18 protein-coding genes are annotated in these 18039 nt (G+C 44.4%); all 18 read right to left on the reverse strand.

What is annotated here, in order from left to right; all coding sequences use genetic code 11:
* Positions 1 to 39 precede the first annotated feature (39 nt).
* The 18 genes from J2Z48_RS11385 to J2Z48_RS11470 all read right to left on the reverse strand — a co-directional run bounded on the left by J2Z48_RS11385 (position 40) and on the right by J2Z48_RS11470 (position 17928).
* Positions 40 to 1788: an aromatic amino acid hydroxylase gene (locus J2Z48_RS11385; RefSeq protein WP_307253635.1), complete on the reverse strand. Its 1749-nt coding sequence runs from the start codon at positions 1786 to 1788 to the stop codon at positions 40 to 42.
* A gap of 462 nt (positions 1789 to 2250) precedes the next feature.
* A complete protein-coding gene (locus J2Z48_RS11390; protein ID WP_307253700.1) occupies positions 2251 to 3687 on the reverse strand; it encodes an aldehyde dehydrogenase family protein in 1437 nt (478 codons plus the stop codon).
* A gap of 404 nt (positions 3688 to 4091) precedes the next feature.
* Entirely contained in the window at positions 4092 to 4955 is an 864-nt protein-coding gene (locus J2Z48_RS11395; protein ID WP_307253637.1) for a dihydrodipicolinate synthase family protein, read from the reverse strand.
* Positions 4956 to 5056: 101 nt separating this feature from the next.
* The gene (locus J2Z48_RS11400) at positions 5057 to 6058 is read right to left on the reverse strand and encodes a proline racemase family protein (RefSeq protein WP_307253639.1); all 1002 of its coding nucleotides are present in this window, start codon (positions 6056 to 6058) and stop codon (positions 5057 to 5059) included.
* Positions 6055 to 7239 carry an NAD(P)/FAD-dependent oxidoreductase gene (locus J2Z48_RS11405; protein ID WP_307253641.1) on the reverse strand — a complete coding sequence of 395 codons (1185 nt, stop codon included), beginning with the start codon at positions 7237 to 7239 and terminating at the stop codon, positions 6055 to 6057. Before J2Z48_RS11405 ends, J2Z48_RS11400 begins: the two co-directional genes overlap by 4 nt.
* Positions 7240 to 7263: 24 nt before the next feature.
* Positions 7264 to 8487, reverse strand: coding sequence for an NAD(P)/FAD-dependent oxidoreductase (locus J2Z48_RS11410; protein WP_307253642.1), 1224 nt, complete (start codon positions 8485 to 8487; stop codon positions 7264 to 7266).
* The gene (locus J2Z48_RS11415) at positions 8484 to 8819 is read right to left on the reverse strand and encodes a (2Fe-2S)-binding protein (RefSeq protein ID WP_370872925.1); all 336 of its coding nucleotides are present in this window, start codon (positions 8817 to 8819) and stop codon (positions 8484 to 8486) included. Before J2Z48_RS11415 ends, J2Z48_RS11410 begins: the two co-directional genes overlap by 4 nt.
* Positions 8820 to 9086 (reverse strand): (2Fe-2S)-binding protein, encoded by a 267-nt coding sequence (locus J2Z48_RS11420; protein ID WP_307253644.1) that lies wholly within the window; start codon positions 9084 to 9086, stop codon positions 8820 to 8822.
* 31 nt (positions 9087 to 9117) lie between these two features.
* The gene (locus tag J2Z48_RS11425; protein ID WP_307253645.1) at positions 9118 to 9858 is read right to left on the reverse strand and encodes a FadR/GntR family transcriptional regulator; all 741 of its coding nucleotides are present in this window, start codon (positions 9856 to 9858) and stop codon (positions 9118 to 9120) included.
* A gap of 186 nt (positions 9859 to 10044) precedes the next feature.
* Positions 10045 to 11433, reverse strand: a complete 1389-nt coding sequence (locus J2Z48_RS11430) for a M28 family peptidase (RefSeq protein ID WP_307253647.1) — start codon at positions 11431 to 11433, stop codon at positions 10045 to 10047.
* Positions 11434 to 11573: 140 nt separating this feature from the next.
* A complete protein-coding gene (locus tag J2Z48_RS11435; protein WP_307253649.1) occupies positions 11574 to 12488 on the reverse strand; it encodes an alpha-helical endospore appendage domain-containing protein in 915 nt (304 codons plus the stop codon).
* Positions 12489 to 12651: 163 nt separating this feature from the next.
* Complete coding sequence (locus J2Z48_RS11440; protein ID WP_307253650.1) at positions 12652 to 13251, reverse strand: ABC transporter ATP-binding protein; 600 nt, start codon at positions 13249 to 13251, stop codon at positions 12652 to 12654.
* Positions 13252 to 13257: 6 nt separating this feature from the next.
* On the reverse strand, positions 13258 to 14394 hold the full coding sequence (locus J2Z48_RS11445) for an ABC transporter transmembrane domain-containing protein (protein ID WP_307253652.1): 1137 nt from the start codon (positions 14392 to 14394) through the stop codon (positions 13258 to 13260).
* A 107-nt stretch (positions 14395 to 14501) separates the two neighbouring features.
* Positions 14502 to 14864, reverse strand: coding sequence for a lasso peptide biosynthesis B2 protein (locus J2Z48_RS11450; protein ID WP_307253653.1), 363 nt, complete (start codon positions 14862 to 14864; stop codon positions 14502 to 14504).
* Entirely contained in the window at positions 14861 to 15121 is a 261-nt protein-coding gene (locus J2Z48_RS11455) for a PqqD family protein (RefSeq protein WP_307253655.1), read from the reverse strand. The genes J2Z48_RS11450 and J2Z48_RS11455 overlap by 4 nt, the downstream gene beginning before the upstream one ends.
* Positions 15122 to 15140: 19 nt before the next feature.
* Complete coding sequence (locus J2Z48_RS11460; protein ID WP_307253657.1) at positions 15141 to 16757, reverse strand: asparagine synthase-related protein; 1617 nt, start codon at positions 16755 to 16757, stop codon at positions 15141 to 15143.
* Positions 16758 to 16827: 70 nt separating this feature from the next.
* Complete coding sequence (locus J2Z48_RS11465) at positions 16828 to 16932, reverse strand: lasso RiPP family leader peptide-containing protein (RefSeq protein WP_307253659.1); 105 nt, start codon at positions 16930 to 16932, stop codon at positions 16828 to 16830.
* 3 nt (positions 16933 to 16935) lie between these two features.
* Complete coding sequence (locus J2Z48_RS11470) at positions 16936 to 17928, reverse strand: protein-L-isoaspartate O-methyltransferase family protein (RefSeq protein WP_307253660.1); 993 nt, start codon at positions 17926 to 17928, stop codon at positions 16936 to 16938.
* Positions 17929 to 18039: the final 111 nt, after the last annotated feature.

The following is an 18039-nucleotide window of genomic DNA, read 5'->3' on the forward strand; positions in this document are numbered from 1 at the left end:
TCATGTGGATACTGGGTTTTCTATTGTTTCTGTTTCTTCCTATGTCGTCTGTTTGACGAGAATGGTATGAGGCTCTTGCTCTGCTAACCGGATCCCGTTATCAATTAGGGATCGGCTCTCTACTTGTCTTACTGCTATCTCACTCAACTCTGCTCTCACTTGTCTCTCTAAGCTCTTGTCCTCAAAGGCAATGGCTAGCTCTAATATCTCTACTCGTAATAGCCAGTCATCTGGGTCTACCTGACGTAGACGGGCCAAAATACTTGTGACTTCCCACGTTTTTCTCTGCTCTTCTCGTAAATCACGAACATCTTGATAAAGATCATCCAGATCCGTCCAAACCACCGCAGGTTTATGAACAGTCCATACATCCTGCTCTTCAAAAACAAAATGATCATGATCAGCAGGTCCTGCGTAAACCGATTGGATTCTCTCTCCAACTGGCATGTCAAAAGTTCCCCACTCTGGTTCAAACAATACTCGATCGCCCCATGTAACCTTACAATCTTCAAAAGAAAGTAGGATCAAACGATCTCTCTGGAACGTCATGTTCGTTAACGTCCCCTCTACCTCAACTCCGCTCACAAACCTCAAGCTCAACTGACTACCTATCTGCATTCCTAACTCTTCACACTCTACTAAGCTCAACTCTTCTAACTGCTTCTCTAAACCCTCTACTCTACCTATTGGAGCCGAAAATCCATGATGATGGACTGCACATCCTTGGTTTGGTAACTCTTCATCCTCAAACGAGAGCTGTGTTCCGCCTTCTGTTCGGAGGTAAACCGCTTCTCCTTGCTCATCGTAGAGAAGTTCTGTCACAACTCCACTTACTTGTAAACCAGAATTGTATACAGAGGTGGTTACTTGTCCAGAACGCTGTGCTTTTTCCAAACTTTCCGTTCCACCAACCCGATACGCCATTCGTTCACTGTAGACCTGGATCTCTTCAATTAATTGATCGAAGTCCCGACAAACAAACAATTGAGGTTGCGGCTTTGTTACATCGAAGTCAGTATCCATACATACATCCACATCAAACGGGATTTTCTCCACATCAGACGATAGACAATGCTGTCCTTCACTGATCGAAGAAAGCAATCCAGCCCCATAGATTTTCGGATCGTTTAATGTACCAACCAAACCGTATTCAACCGTCCACCAGTACAACCTAGAAATCTCAGTCGCTTCCGATCGCACTGTTGCAGCCTTCATCTTCTCAGCATGAACTCGCTCTACTTCAGTGATCATCTCTGGAGTGGAAGCTGGATCTTCCATGATTTGAGTTAGCTTACGAGTTGCTAAAAACAACTCATGCTCTTCTCGTGACGAGATCGCCTTTGCTCCAATCTGTCCAAACAGCCTGACATACTCCGCAAATTTCGGCTCGCTCAAGATGGGAGCATGTCCTCCAGCCTCATGAAGCATATCAGGGGCAGGTGTATAACCGATATGTTTCAGAGTCCGTATCTCTGTCGCAATGGGTAGGAATCCATGACCTTGGAAGTCAAAGAACGCCACCCCCGGGATCAACCCATCGATCGTTACTGCCGCTAATCCAAATGGCTCCAAACACTGACTCATCTCATCTACACGAGGGATTCGATCGAGGGAAATACCCGACTTCTCCAAGCCATCCTGGTAGGATTCATGAGCAAGATCACGGAAAAAATGATAGTTTTGTCTCATCACATAACGCCACACAGCCTGGTTAATAGGCGTATATAAGTCATAATCCTGCTTTGAAACATACGCTTGTAGATGGGACGGGATTGTTTTCCTCGACATAAATCTCTCTCCTTTTATAACAAAATAAAAAAGCTTCCATCCTAATAGGGACGAAAAGCTCCGCGGTACCACCCTAATTGGTTATAACATGTAAGCTACAACCCACTCTTTATGGCATCCTTTTGACAAGGGTAATTCACATCTAACACTGCCTAGGTTTGCACCTTCCACCTAGTCTCTGACACTGCTCATGTAAGTTGCTACTGAATCTTGTCGATGCCGTATATTCACTTTATCACTTGTTCACTTTTATGCTTGTTTGCTTTTATGTGATAAAGCAACTATACAGCATTGGGAGCAATCGTGCAACAGGAAATTTTTCACACAATATATGTTTGTTTACTTTAATTATTTCGATTAAACATATAATATATCCTTCTTGTTCATGTTTTTTAGACATTTCGTTTATCGCTTATAAAAAAATCCAGCTTCACCTTTCTAAGCTGGATCTACATTATTCATCTAAACGGAGTAGCTTATTGCACACGTTTTCCATTGTGTATAGAAGTCGAGCGCGGCTACACCTTGTTCGCGTGTGTGGGAACTAGAGAGTTTCATGCCGCCAAATGGTGATTGATATTCTACTCCGGCGGTTTCTTGGTTCACACGGACCATTCCTACTTCTGCTTCCTCTAGGAATCGGAACGCGTGGTTTACATCTTTTGTAAAGATAGACGCACTTAATCCGTAGACTGTTTGATTACATAGTTGAATCGCTTCCTCAAAATCATGAGCAGGTAACAGCGTTACAACAGGACCAAAGATCTCCTCTTGCACGAGCTTATGATCGTTTCCTACTCCTTTTACGATTAGAGGGGGTATATAATAGCCTGGTTTTTGTAGCGTATTCGCTCCTTCTACAACAACCTCCGCTTCCCGACGAGCCAATTCAACATACGTGTTAACCGTTTGATACTGTTCTTTGGACGCAACGGGTCCTAAGTATGCATGGGGATCGAGGGCATGACTCAGCTTCACATTCGATAATCCTTGCCGGAGCGCATCGATAAATGAATTCATAATCCCTTTTTCCACGATGACTCGACTTGTTGCCGTACATTTCTGACCGGCTGAACGAAAAGCACCGCTTAAAATCATTGGGATCGTTTTTTCGATATCTGCATCATCTAAAACGATAGCGGCATTCTTTCCACCCATCTCCGTCTGATACTTGATATGGCGCTTGGCACAAGTAGCTGCAATATGACTTCCGATCATAGAAGAGCCCGTAAAGCTGATAGCATCTACATCCATCTTCTCAATCATCTGATTCCCAATGACACTACCCTTCCCAATCACTAGATTGAAAACACCTTCAGGTAGTCCCGCTTTCGCAAAGATCTCTGTTAAGCGAACCGCTGTCAAAGAAGCATATTCCGCTGGCTTCCAGACCACCGTATTCCCGCAGATGAGTGCAGGGGCAATCTTCCAAATCGGAATCGCCACAGGGAAATTCCATGGAGTAATAATTCCGACTACTCCGAGTGGAACCCGTTTTGAATACTGCACCACCTCCGTTTGAGTGGATGGAATTAGCTGTCCATGCGTCCTTACTCCCTCCGCCGCGTAGTACCGCAGAAGATGTACACCCCGCATCACTTCCATCTTCATCTCCGAAATCGGCTTCCCCATCTCCTGACTCGCTAATTGGGCAACTTCCTCCAAGTGACTCTGCAACAGATCAGCCATCTTATACAGAAACTCTCCCCTAGCAGAGCCCGTTAACTTCGCCCACCCTCTCGAAGCTCTCCTCGCGGCTTCTCCTGCTTGCAACACATGTGAACCATCCGAAAGCGTAATCGTCCCCACTTCCATCTCCGTATTCGAAGGGTCTTTTATAACCACCTTCTCCCCCACCGGCTCAATCCATTCCCCACCAATCCAGTTTCGACTCTCCACCATATCTCCTCCTGTAAAACGTAGCGTAATTTCGCAATCACCAAGAGAAACTCCTATCAAACTGAAGGCTACATCGCAATTCTGATCATCTATCCAAAGCTTTGTCTGGTATCAGTGAATTGATTATGATCTATTGGATGATCAGAGCTGGGAGAATCTATTCAATCACTGCTCAAATACCGATCCCACAAGGAAGTTGAGACTGTCCGCTCCACGATCCTTCGCTGGGGTAGGTGCAAAAATCGCAAAAAACGCTCAAACAAGTTGCACCCAAAACACCCATGCTACGGATGGCTCCGCTAAGTAGGATCGCTAACATCGCCGTAATCGAATAGACTCTCCCTTCTCTTATTCAAATTTTCGTTTTTTAATCAAAGCACCTAATCCAGCAAAACATTACATGTTCAAATACACTGACTTGCCTTTTCAATACTCACCTTCTCCTCATTCGTCAAATCCAAACGAGGAGCACGAGCCTTACCCACTGGTCTTCCTACTAACTCCAACGCATACTTAATCGACTGCACTAATCGCGGAGTCGAATCATACCGAAAAAGAGGCAACAAACGACGATACAATTGTGTGGCTTCCGCAACTTTTCCGTTAATTGCATAATTGAATAACTCAACACTTTCTTTCGGATGCGAATTGGTAAAGCCAGCAATCCAGCCTGTCGCACCTGCTAACAAGCCTTCTAAAGCCAAATCATCCGCTCCAGCCAAAACTTCCAGATCGGTCTTTTCATATATCTCATGAATCCGGCGTATATCTCCGGAGAATTCTTTCACAGCGACTACATGTTCGAGCTTACAAAGCTCTGCTAATAAATCAGGGGTCAAATCGACTTTGGTATCAAACGGGTTGTTATAAGCAATAATCGGTAAACCCACATCCGACAGAGACTGATAAAAAGAAATAACTTCCGATCGAGTTGGATTGTAGTTAATCGGCGGCAAAGCCATAATCCCGCTTGCGCCTATCCTCTTCGCATGTTCTGCCCAGCCAACTGCTTTTTGCGTAGACGGAGCACCTGTCCCCACTACCACCGGAACACGACCTGCCGCTACCTCGACAACCGTTTCCACTACCTTGGCTCGCTCTTCATCGTCCAAAGCAGCATACTCTCCTACTGATCCAACTGGCACAAGTCCATGAACTCCATTTTGAATTAACCAGTCAGCGTGGTCGCGCAATCGATCGTAGTCCACCTTCATCGAATCTGTAAAAGGGGTTACAATCGCCACATAGATGCCGTAAAATCGTTTCATTATCCTTCCCCCTGTATTTAAAATGTGAACATGATGGGCAAAAAAACGTACTTCAAACGATTGCTTAGAAATGCATCACCCCCCTTCCAATCCTCTCAACATCAAAGAATCAAAAAGCCATCCAAAAGCGGATCACTCGGATCAATCACAAACTGATGAAAACCAGTCACCCATGCAGAACCCGAAATTTGCGGAATCACCGCAGGGAGATCGCCTACTGTAGTTTCATCCAGCACCTCCGCATAGAAAAGAGAACCCACGATGCTTTCATGTACAAACTCTTGATGAAGCGCTAATTCCCCTTTGGCAAATAACGTTGCTACCTTCGCAGAAGTTCCCGTTCCACATGGTGAACGATCAATTCCACCCGGCGGAATCACAACTGTATTCCGACAATCGGCTTCCGAAGATACCGGCTCAGCGTAAAACTCCACATGTGTAAGCCCACGAATCACGGGAATCTCAGGATGAACGACCTCGATTTGTTCATTTATCGCATCCCGAATCCGAATCGCCTTCTGGACAATTTCAGCCGCATGTTCGGTCGTGAGTTCCAATCCAACTTTCTGTGCATCCACTAGAGCATAGAAATTGCCACCGTACGCAATATCGCACGTTACTTCTCCTAAACCGTCCACTGTCACATTTACCTCTCGCTTGTATAAGAAAGAAGGGATATTCGTAAACGTAACCCGCTTCACCTTTCCATCTTCAATCGAAAGCTTTGCTTCTACTAGACCTGCTGGTGTATCTAGGCGCAATGTGGTTTGATCAGCTGGAAAGATTCCTGCTTCCACCAACGCCGTACATAAACCAATCGTGTCATGTCCGCACATCGGTAGATAGCCACCCGTTTCAATAAACACCACGCCCACATCCGCGGTAGGATCGCAAGGCTCCGTTAAAATACATCCTGACATCACGCCGTGTCCGCGTGGTTCATACATGAGAAGACGCCGAAAATCATCATGATGCTCTTCCATATAGACCATTTTCTCGGTCATCGTGTTTCCTAATAATTTAGGTGCACCGCTTGTAACCGTACGAGTTGGATTACCACCCGTATGTGTATCAATCGTCGAAATTAGTTTTGAAATCCTCATCTTTTCCCAGCTTCCTTTTTAAATCGATTATAGTGTAGTGGTTCGATTGAAATCGTTGTCTCTTGACCCGTAATACATTCACTCATCACTTTTCCAGTAATCGCAGCGAGACTAATCCCATCCCCTTCATGGCCAGCAGCGATATAAAATCCAGGAACCTCTTCCACCCGGGACACAATCGGCAAATGGTCAGGAGTCCACGGCCGAAGCCCACAGTAGCTCCGCAACACAGGGATATCCTTCATCACAGGAAAAAATCGAATCGCCCGTCTTGCGATACAGCGAATCACGTCTACATTAATCTTCATATCAAATCCCACAAATTCACGACTACTTCCGATTAGAAAATTTTGTGAGGCAGTCGGTTCAAATACCAGCGCAACGCCATACTGTTCCGTTAGCTGATCTACTTTTCTCTCCTTGCCAAACTTGCTCATCAGATAACTAAATTCCATCACTTTTCTCGTCCCGATACTCTCCGTTCGAGAAGAGACTAAAATATGCCCTTTTCGCGGCTCCACCGGAATCTCAATCCCGACCATCTGGGCAATGGGCTTGGACCAAACACCTGCCGCATTCACAACATGCTTCGTCCGAATCAATCCGCTTGACGTCTCCACCCCTTCCACAGCTCCGGATGGGTCCAATCGAATTCCAGTCACCCATGTATGCGTTTTCAATCTAGCACCCAAACGCTCAGCCGTTACCGCCATGGAATACGTAAGTAACACAGGGTTTACCGTGGAATCCGTAGCACACTCTAATCCACCGTGGATATCGTCCGCCATGTACTTCCATTCACTTCGAATCTCGCCTCGATCTAGCATTCGAAAGGGTAATCCTACTTCTTTTTGCCGATTTACCCACATTTCTGCGGCTTCCATCTCTTCATCTGACTCACAAACCAAAATACTACCGGGCGCTCGATATTCAAACTCCTCATCTAACTCCATCACCAATTGAGATACCAGCTTTTGTGACTCTAGCGACATCTGACTATCAAAACCTGGTTCCTTATCAATTGCTAGTATATTGCCATCACATTTGGAGGAAGTTCCTCCCGCGATCTCCCCTTTTTCCACAACCACTACATCCGAACCAAGCTTAGCTAGATAGTAAGCGGTAGCCATCCCAATAATGCCACCGCCAATAATCACTACATCCGCACTCTCTGTTGTCATCTAAGGCTCACCACCTTCCGAAACTTACATCCAATGTTCAAATAGCTCATAGATTCGCTTTCGAGCCGAATCAATCTCTGGATGAAATTGAATCATCGCAGACCTCCTTACCTCTTTTACCTCGGCAATGGCATCTAGCAACTTCGGCTCTTCTTCACATGCAAACCAACCAGCATCATACGAAATTGAGTGTGCCGCTAAACGTCCTTGAGCCATTGCTACTTGTGCTCCCTCTACCCCCGTTATATTTCCCGCTACATAGAGATTCGGTAAAGTTGTTTTCAATCGTTCATTATGAACCGGGATATTTCCGCCTAATTCCGAAACATAGAGGAAAGGACAACCCGCCAACGCCGCCAACTCAGCTAACGGATACAATCCTCCTGCTATGGCAACGAAATCAACCTCTATCTCTCTCTGACTTCCTTCTATGATTTCTCCACTACGGGTTACATCAGCCACGATAACCGATTCTACTTGGTCTACTCCTTGAATAGAGACAAGTGCCGTTCGCAATTGCAATGGAAGATCCCACACTTTGACGCCCTTTTTTGGGAAACAAGAGGCAATCAATCGACTCAACTTCATTTTCTGTGCCAGCTTTCCACCCCAGCGCATCCACGGAGCAGGAGCCGCATCCGACAGCCTGGTTAAAAGTTCGATCGCGGCAACTGGATTCGTTTCCTCCATCGCAAATAAATCATCGGGTGGTAACGCAATCCCCTCTATCTCAATCCCGGCTACGACTAACTCCTTTGCGATTGCGAGGGACAACACATTTACACCTACGATATATCCCCTCTCGCCCGGCTTTACTTGATGAACATTTGCCATCACTTGAGCCGCCCCGATCGACATCACTCCCGGAAGTGTCCACCCCGAGATCGGCATAGGAACCTCAGCTGCACCCGTGGCGAGTAGTAAGTATTTTGTACGAATGTCTCCCTTGGAAGTAAGCACTCTCCAACCATCAGGAAGTAGCTCTAGCCCATACACCGAAACGCCGCATTGAATCATAACCCCTGCTAAGGTGTTTTGTATGATGAGATCAGCGGCAACTATTTTTCCAATCCACCACGAATGATTCCTCTCTTCATGGAACTGCCCCAACAAGCGCCCACCGGGTTCCGGGAATTCATCGATAACCATAACCCTGAAATCACGATCCGCCGAAATCGTAGCCGCTGCCGACAATCCTGCCGGACCCGCACCCACAATCAGCAGGTCTGTTTGCTGTACTTCGCTCATGAATCCACCCTCCCCGTAATCGCATTGGGAAGTCTGCTTCCTTCTCGAATCTCCATTCCTTCTTTCAAAGGAGTGAGACATGCCCGTACTTGCCCTTTTCCAAGTAGCTCAACGCGACACTCCATACAGTGACCAATCCCGCAATAAAGCCCTCGAGCCGATCCTGATTCCTCGTGCCTACGCAAAATCCGAATGTGATTAGCCAGTAGCGCAACCGCAATCGGCTCCCCCTCTAACCCTTGTAACTTCTCACCATTATAAGTAAATGAGATCACTTTCTTATCCATCTCGCCCAAAAGAGGGTGATGATTGATGCGAAGAGATTTTCTCACTTATTCCTCACCTGCCAATTCTCCAAAAGTAACAAGTCGGATCGGAGTTCGATAGGATAATGGTTCGACTCCTTTGTCAGCACACTGATCTTTCTTACTAAGCCACAGATTAACCAGCTGACGACATACCCTTCCCTGACAAGCTCCCATTGTAGCTCTCGTTTTCATCTTCAACTGACGAGACGTGATCGCTCCTAAGAGATAGGCGTCTTCCAATTGTTTACCAGTCACTTCCTCACATCTGCAAACAATGTACCCTTCATTCACATGCCTCACCCCATCGTTACTCGTTTGCTCATTAATCAAATTTGCTAATATTTCGCTCTATATGATTCGACATCCGCTCTTGTGCTAATTCAGCTTTCTTCTCGCGAATCGCCTCAGCAATCTCGATCAAGTCTGATGCTTGCTGTTCACGCCAAGCCACATCATCAACCTTCTCTAGCATTAAAGAAGTTTTACGTAGCACACCGTGAATCGCTAGCATAATCGCAACCCGAATCTGATTATGAGAAGCCTGAGCCACTTCTTCGTGGAAGGCCAAGTCTAGTTCAATAAACTTCTCCCACGGCACCTGACTGGAATGTGCCACTTCCATTAATTTGTTTGCGATTGTCACCAATTGCTCTATCTGTTGGGTCGTGGCTCGTTGTGCAGCCCAGTATGCCGTTTCCGCTTCAAACGTTTGCCTGAACTCTACTAATTCACTAATCGTAGCACCCCGAAAACGGAGCAATGCCGCGAGTGCTTTCCCTACATGATCTGGCTTAGGCTCCGCCACAAAAATACCGCCATAAACCCCACGACGTACCTCTACCACTCCGATCGCTTCTAATGAACGAATAGCTTCCCGCACAGTAGGACGACTCACTCCAAAGAGGCTACCGAGTTCTCTTTCATTCGGCAGACGATCCCCGTCCTTTAGATGCCCTTGCAAAATCGCTTCCTTAATCTGCATCGCGATATCTTCAAAACCACGGCCCGGACGAACTTCCGAAAAAAATGGATGCCCACCTTCTGTTCCTATATCAAATTGCATCTTTTTCTCAACCTCACAAGCATAAGTAGTAAATCATCTAAAGGTATTACCTTTCTCATTACCCATTGTATCAAAAGATGATTCATGGAACAATTAATTATCTTAATTTTATATATAAAAATTTATATTTTACACAAGAGAAAAAGCATCAGACTCATCTAGAATCTGATGCCTTTCCATCTCAGCTTATTTCGTTACCAAGTGAATCCCGTGATCGTGGTGAGCCTGTTTCACTTGAATTTCTTTTACAGGTTGCGTCTGTCTCTTCGCTACTGCTGGTGCACCCGAATTGTTATCTGCGATATCGAGAACTAGATTCGTAACAATCGTTCCCACATTTTTCAGATTCGGCTTTTGGATTTTATCTAAAGTATCTTGGTCGCTGTGGTAGTTTGGATCTTCACCTACATTTAAGAAGGCGACAGGAATGCCCAGTGGTTCAAACGAAGCATGATCGCTTCGTGTGGAGAACCCTCTACCCGGTGTAATTTGTAACTCTTCTGCTTTCTCGACTGCCAAATCTGCCACAAAGGACTGCGCATCCGCAGAGGCAGTCATGACACTCACCTGATCGCCAACTCCAACCATGTCCATGTTGACCATGCCCGAAATATTCGCAGCTTCTTCTGGTTTTAACGATTTCGCATAAAACTCCGATCCAACCAATCCCGCTTCTTCTGCTCCAAATGCAATAAATCGCACATTCATATCAAGCTTCTTTTGGGAAGCAAGACGTGCCACTTCTAACATCGTAGCCGTTCCAGAAGCATTATCATTAGCTGCCGCTGAGTCTACACCGTCATAGTGTGCGCCCACCACAAGTGTCTTCGCTTTTCGTGCATTTTTCGCTTTATACGTACCGATCACATTTTGGGAGTACGTATTGATAACCTCCGTGTCTGCTTTCATCGTTGTTGTTACTTTTTTTCCACTGCTTAACAAATTGGTCAAAAGAGCCCCATCTGTATCCGTAATACCGATCGCAGGGATATTGGTCTGCTGTCCGAGCGTTCCACCTAACTTACCCGCAACGTTATTAAAGATAACAACCCCAATCGCTCCTGCTTTCGCCGCATTTTGCGTTTTATCGTAAAAAGTGAGAGTTCCTCGCTTGATCAGGGCAATCTTTCCTTTTACATCCACAGAAGCAAAATCACTCTCCGCACCCAACCCAGCATAGACTAAATCTGCACTAAGCCCTTGAGCCGGTGTACTCGGAGAATAGGTTAAAGGAGCCGTCTCAAACGATTTATTCTCCGGTTGGCTGATCGTTAGTGCCGCCCCATGACTCTCAAAGCGGGTAAACGGAAATCTTTGCATCTTTACATCAAATCCTAATTTTTTAAAGCGTTGTGCGATCACCTTCGCCGCTTGATGTTCACCTGGAGTTCCCGCCATACGAGCATCATCTTTACTTGCCATCCAAGCAATATCACGATAAATTCGCTCCTCCGACACACGAGGCTTGGCATGCCCCTTGCCTTGTACAGGCACTGCCGAAGCAAATGCAGTTGTAAAAACCAACGGGATCGAAAGCACTAACCCCATGGCTGTATTGCGGATCGCCTTCTTCAACATAATTCCTCCCTAATGGATATATTTTAAATATTTTTACATTTTGTTTTATTCTATCTATGTACGATAAACTCCTTCTGATGGAATAAAAAATGAAAACCCCTTCTTTACGAAGCGGTTTTCTGAAATATCATGATTCCTTAACTTATTTGCAATACTGTAATACTTGCCAAAGCACCCTCTACAGCAATAGGACCCGATGACCCCACAGGATCGGTAAGATTTACTTGTGCAGTAAGAGCAGCAGGAGCACCAACAACAGGAATTGTTACCTGAAGAGCACCATCCGCATTTTGGCCACTACTATACATAATGGACTGTGCAGTAGGGATGAGGGTTCCACCTAGATACAATTCAAAGAATCCAAAATCATCGTTCCCACCGACGGCACGCCCAGCCATCGAAGCCGAAACTAAATAACTATGTCCAGCATCTAGCGTAATGGGGGCAGTATTAGTTGCGATCGCAACTCCAACTCCAACAGAATTAGCAGTAGTCCAGATAATGGGAGTATTCACATTTTGGGGATAATCTATAATACCACTAAGTCCATTCGCAAAAGCTGTAGATATAGCACCAGTAGGGCCAGTGTTACCTTGTGGACCTTGTGGACCTTGCGGACCTTGTGGTCCCTGTGGACCTATTGGACCTTGCGGACCTTGTGGACCCACAAAACCTTGGGGACCCGCAGGACCCTGTGGACCTAGTGCGCCTGGTGGTCCTGGTGGTCCTGGTGGTCCTACATTCAGGGAACCACCTACATTCTCTAAGACATTTTCTAACTTCTCGTTCAAGATCCATTCTTTCTTAGCTATCACGTTAATCGTATCCCGAACACTTTCATTGATCACCAAAAGATCCGTAAGTGAGGGGTTTAGCGCTGACGAAATACCTGGAAGTGTTCCGAGCACGTACTGCAATTTCTCTCCTTCTGCATTTATAATATGACTCAATCCTAATTCTTCTAGAGCAATCGAAGATAAAAGTAAATTAATTGCATCGTCTCGAGTCACCGTAATATTAGGGCTTACATTTGGTATATTGGGATAAGACATATTACTCACCTCCTGACAAAATCTGCTCCCGTTTTCAATATATTTTAGCCCACCTTGTTTAGTGCACAGATATCTCGTTACATAAATGCCCATCTATTCGGTAAAAATCTTGTCCTTACGGGGCTAAAACAGTGGCTGAGCGATGAATTCCAATTGGCCCAAATTACAGACCATCCTTTAACTGCTGATCGAGAACCAATCCATAATAAATCCCTTTCGCTTTATTAAATTCATCGTATGTTCCTTTTTCTGAAATGCTACCTTCATTTATCACAAAGATATAATCCGCATCCTGAATGGTCGATAGTCGATGAGCCACTACCATTACCGTCCTCCCATGAAAAAATTCGAGCAAACATTGGCTTAAAAGTTGTTCCGTCTGTACATCCAAAGCAGAAGTTGGCTCGTCCATTAACAGAATCATCGGATTTTGTAGCAATGCCCTAGCAATCCCAATCCGTTGTTTCTCTCCTCCCGAAATGCGCACACCACGCTCGCCGATAATCGTATCCCATTTGTCTGGTAGCGACTCAATAAACGAAAGAAGTTGGGCTTTTCTACACACTTCTATTAATTGATCATTTGTAGCCCTCGGATTTCCATACAGCAAATTCTCTTTAATCGATTGGTTCCACAGAAAGACATCTTGCCCCACATATCCAATATGCTGCCTATAATCACTCAATCTAAGCCCAGAGATATCTTCTCCATCCAAGTAGATTCGTCCACTATCAGGTTGATAGAATCGCATAATCAAATCCAAAATGGTTTATTTCCCACCACCCGACAGACCTACGATGCCGATAAATTGCCCTGACTCGATCTTCATATCCATTTTGTTCAATTTCCCGCGATCCTTCTCATAAGAAAAGGATACTTGCTCCAGCACAATATCCCCTTTCACCTCGTTAACTGGCTTTCCTGAGTATAAATCCATCTCTTCATAATCTAGTATTTCATCAATCAATTGCATCTTTGGCATGATTTCCTGCGTTTTAATAACCGCAAACTGGATCTGCTCTAGGTTTCCAAAGAGTTGTGGATAGTAAATCGTAAAAGCTAGTAACGTCCCAATCGTAAGATTCCCTTGAAAAATGAGATACGTACCATAGGACAATAAAATCCCCAGCCCTACATACTTCTGGCTATTCACTATAAATTCTCCCACATTCCCTAGATAAAAAACATGATCTCTTACCTTGCGATACTTCTGTACCCAGTCCCTATGCTTCTCTATCTCCCTCTCTTCCTGACGCATAGACTGAACTGTTTTCAATCCCATTACCAGTTCAGTCGTATCAGCCTGCATATCCCGTTGCATAGACATAACTTGTCCAGATAGAACATTTACTTTTACAGATAGAACATTTACTTTTACAGATAGACGCTTCGAAACGGTGAATAAAAAGGGAACCATAATCAAAGAGAGAAGAGCCATCTTCCATTCCAAAACAAACATAAATCCAATAGTAGCGATAAAAATGACAGATTGAAAAAATGCTGGTCCCACACAAGCATTGATGTACAAGTCCCCTATCTCGCCACACGAATACATCCTCCCTGAAATGTCCCCTGATTTAAATTGATTGTAGATACTGGCCGGTAGCTTTACTATCTTCTCCTGTAGACGAATTCTCAATTGATCGGTCACATAAGCCCCTATCCTTCGCCGAATATTTGAACCAATTGCTTGAAAGAGTGATCCACTAGTGGGGAGTAATACAACACCCACTACGAGCCATATAAAAAGAGAGAGATTCCTTTCGGGAATCGCTTGATCAATCAACACTTTTGTTAGATATGGGAAAAGCAAAGTGCTTCCGATAGAGAGCAAGAGAAACAAACTGGAACTTACTATAGCCTTCTTTTGCTCTAAAATGAGGGAGTATAGGCGTTTCGATATCATTCATTATGCTCCTTTGATTTTGATCAATATACAACGAAAGGTCACCCACTTGATTAGGGCAACCAGTATCACCAACGTTACATAACCGGGATTAAGAGAGTCTACTTCTAAATCTCTACAATCTTCCTATACTTTTGGACACTCTCTAACTCTCGAACTGTGATCCCTTCTGCCTCCACCCATGCATGGGAAGCAAACGGAGCGAGCCGAATCCCGACACACCAATCAATCGATTTCCCTTGTGATGTAGCAAATAGAAAAAGGGCGAGAGACTGTTCCAGACAAGCTGTTCGAGAAATAAAAAAACGCTTTGCTTGTTCAATTTGTAGAAATGCTTGTTCTGCCTCTTCAAGCGACCATGCTTCCTTACAAGACATTTTGCGTTGAATGAGAAACGGTTTTAACCTCTCTAAGCTCTGCGTTTTGATCAAAAAAGAAGCGAATAAAAGTGAAAGCCAAGCGCGTGTCATGTTTTGATTAACAATCCCTTCTGAATGAGATGATCTACGAAAGAAGTCATCTCACCTTCTACTCGTTCAAACGAAACTACGTGGTTCATACTAATCTTCTCAATTGCCTTTCTCATATCACCATGTTGTCGAACTTGTTCGATAAACCCAGCTCCAGATCGGCTCACCGTGTAAAAAAAGTTACTTCGACAATCTAATAGAACATACTTACCATCCACTTCAGATATCTGTACATGGTCGGGTACAGTAAGCTTCATTCTCGTTGCTCCTTTCATGCTATCTAAAGTTTTGACGAAGCCACAGTTCGAGTGAAAGCGTATGATGAAACTCTGGAAGCTTCACTGGCACTCCGAGTGATAATCGATGCAGACTCTGTTGAAATGCCGAAAGATCAACTAGTCCCATTTCAGATAAAGCCATTTCTCGAAAATACTCTTGAAACCACGAGAACTGCTGATTCATTCCATAGTAAACATCAGACGTATAATCCCCTTTTGTATTGCGATTTAAGAGAGAAGATGGCAATTCATCTTGGAAAGCTCTCTTTAACAGAGGTTTTAGTTCATATGGATTCATTTTTAGCTCTGATGGGGTACGCATACAAACCCGAATCACGTTATGATCCAGATAGGGCACACATAAATGTACTTGCTCTTGGTTAGCCAAGTCCTTTAATCCCTGCGAAACATACCCGAGATACTGGATACCGTACATCGTTTTATTAACTCCCTGATATCGTGAAAATCGCACATCACGGACCATTGGACTAAATTTGAACCAATCTGCTAGATTATTTACAGTAGAGAGCGGGTTTCTTTGTCTCGGTTGAAAAGGAAGATGAAACGCTTTGCAAAGTGCTCCCGAGATCCAAAGAAATGGAGACTCCTTTTTCTGTGTAGCCCATCCATATACGTGGGAGTAAAATGTTTTCCACTTCCCCTGACGAATTAAATCAACGAGATAAGTAAAATCAGCCCCTAAAACGGTGTCTCCACCTTCTCCGCTAAAATGAATTTCAGAATGATTTTCGCTTGCCCATCTCATTTTCTTCCTTACTTTATTGGCTGACCAGAGAAAAGGAATGGGAATATCTGTACGAATCTGATCCATATGGGAATAAATGAGCGGAATATCATCCTGTTGCCAGATAAAATGTTGAATGTTTTTCTGTACTTCTGCGACTTCTCTGGCTATTTTTCCATCTTCGTCTTCTTCTTTTCCAATAATCGTCAGCGATTTAATAGGCTGTTCTCTAGAAGCGATCCACGTAATCGTAGACGAATCAAGCCCACCACTTAGATCACTCGTCACTCTCTTTCCATGACAACGTAACCGTACGGAAGCTGTTAATTCCTCTCTTAAATCTCTCTGTGCTTGTTCCCAAGACAGTGGGGCTTCTTGATCCACATTCCACGCTTGTACCATTCTCTCCCCTTGCGGACTTACCAAAAGTCCAAATCCGGATGGCACTCTCTTTATATGCTGATAGGGTGTTTCCTCTTCTATACAAAACCCGTTAACGGATAGCGAACGCTGAAACCATGACACATTACAAGTAGATTGTACTTGCTTTTGAATCGGTGTAAGATGAGAAGAGAAAAGGTATGAGCTTCCTTGCTTCGCATGATAAAGGGGTCTTACATTCGCCAAATCAGAGAACATCCATAACTCATCCGATATACGAATAATCGTTTGATAGTTTCCACGAAGAAACAGGATATGCTCTGGTTGACGTTCCTTTATAAACTGGTGAAAGGCATAGTCAATCTCATCTGGATCTGATAAAATTTCACCAATGAAGTAACATTCAGTCCCGTTTTCTTCGAGATGCAGGTACGGAGTTTGCATCACTTCAAAAGATAGCGAACATCCTTCATAATGTCCAAGAAACAATCGGGTTCCTCCTAATAAAAGAGAGACGCTGCTGACCTCTCAAATCGAACAGCGTCCCCCTTGCTCTTTTCTACCAACGATGTGAATTTTCATCCGCCGTATCCGTGTTCTTTGAACCCAATGTCATGTCTTCAAAAGAACCGATCTCAATCAATTCTGGAGCTTGATATTCCATACTTTACTCACCTCCCTTCAATCTCACTTCAACCCGGTCTCCTACTAGCACAGGCTGTAATTGCTCAAAACTAGGCTTGTCTAGCTTCTTCCATTCATCCCACCAGCTACAAAGTACATCAGCATGTGATTGATCCGTTATAAGCCACTTTTTAGGCTCGCGTCCGGAGACAAGGGCAAATCCAGTCAGACTGCTATAACCAATCCAGTAGCCCGTTTCAGGGTGAAAAGCACTCGTAAGTCCTTCGGGATTTATTCCTAGGAGGTACGGACGAATCTCTTCGCCTGTTTCTTCAAAAGTTGATGATTCCGATTGTGTCACAGCGAATTTGTCTAACCACTCTTTATCTGGATTACTCTTCATCCACATAGAGCTTGCCCAGATTGCTTCCTCTCCCTCTTTAATCAATTCTGCTTGCATCTGATACCCTGCTGTTAAATCTTGCATCGGCTCTGTGGACATCATAATATACCCTTCATCTGAAACGGATTCTCCTTGCAAAACTCCATTTACTTTTCGCAGACAGACTGTAACGATACAGCGAGCGATTGGCAGAACTTGAAATGGTATGACGATAAGTCCCCCTTCTTGTAACTGATCACTCCAAGCAACAGGAAAGCTTTCCGGGGTTGTCCAGGCTATAATTCGGTCGTATGGCTTTCCAGATTCAAACCCTTTTCGACCATCGCGGGTTGCATGGAAGATATGATTGAGTTCCTTGTTCTCGCACAACTCTCTTGCTCGACTCGTTAAATGAGGTTCAATGTCAATGGACACAACCGAACCAGTTGCACCTACTAACGTAGCCAGAAGTGCCCCACTAAATCCTGAGCCTGTCCCAATCTCCATCACATGCTGTCCTGCTTTAACATCTAACATCTCCAGTCCGTTCTGAATCGCTCCACTTGCGGTGCTTTGAGTAATCATTTTGCCATCTTCTTTTACTACGAAGTAGTCGTAGTCTACTTGTTGCAATACTTGATCTACTCTTGTCATCCCAATCCTCCAAACTCCCTATTAGCATTTTTTATAACACTGGCATTTATCTTCATTTCCTGTCTTAATTATAAGTCAATTCTAAAATTTAATTCAATAATTTTCTTGTTT

The organism is Croceifilum oryzae, from assembly GCF_030814315.1.
GTDB lineage: Bacteria > Bacillota > Bacilli > Thermoactinomycetales > Thermoactinomycetaceae > Baia > Baia oryzae.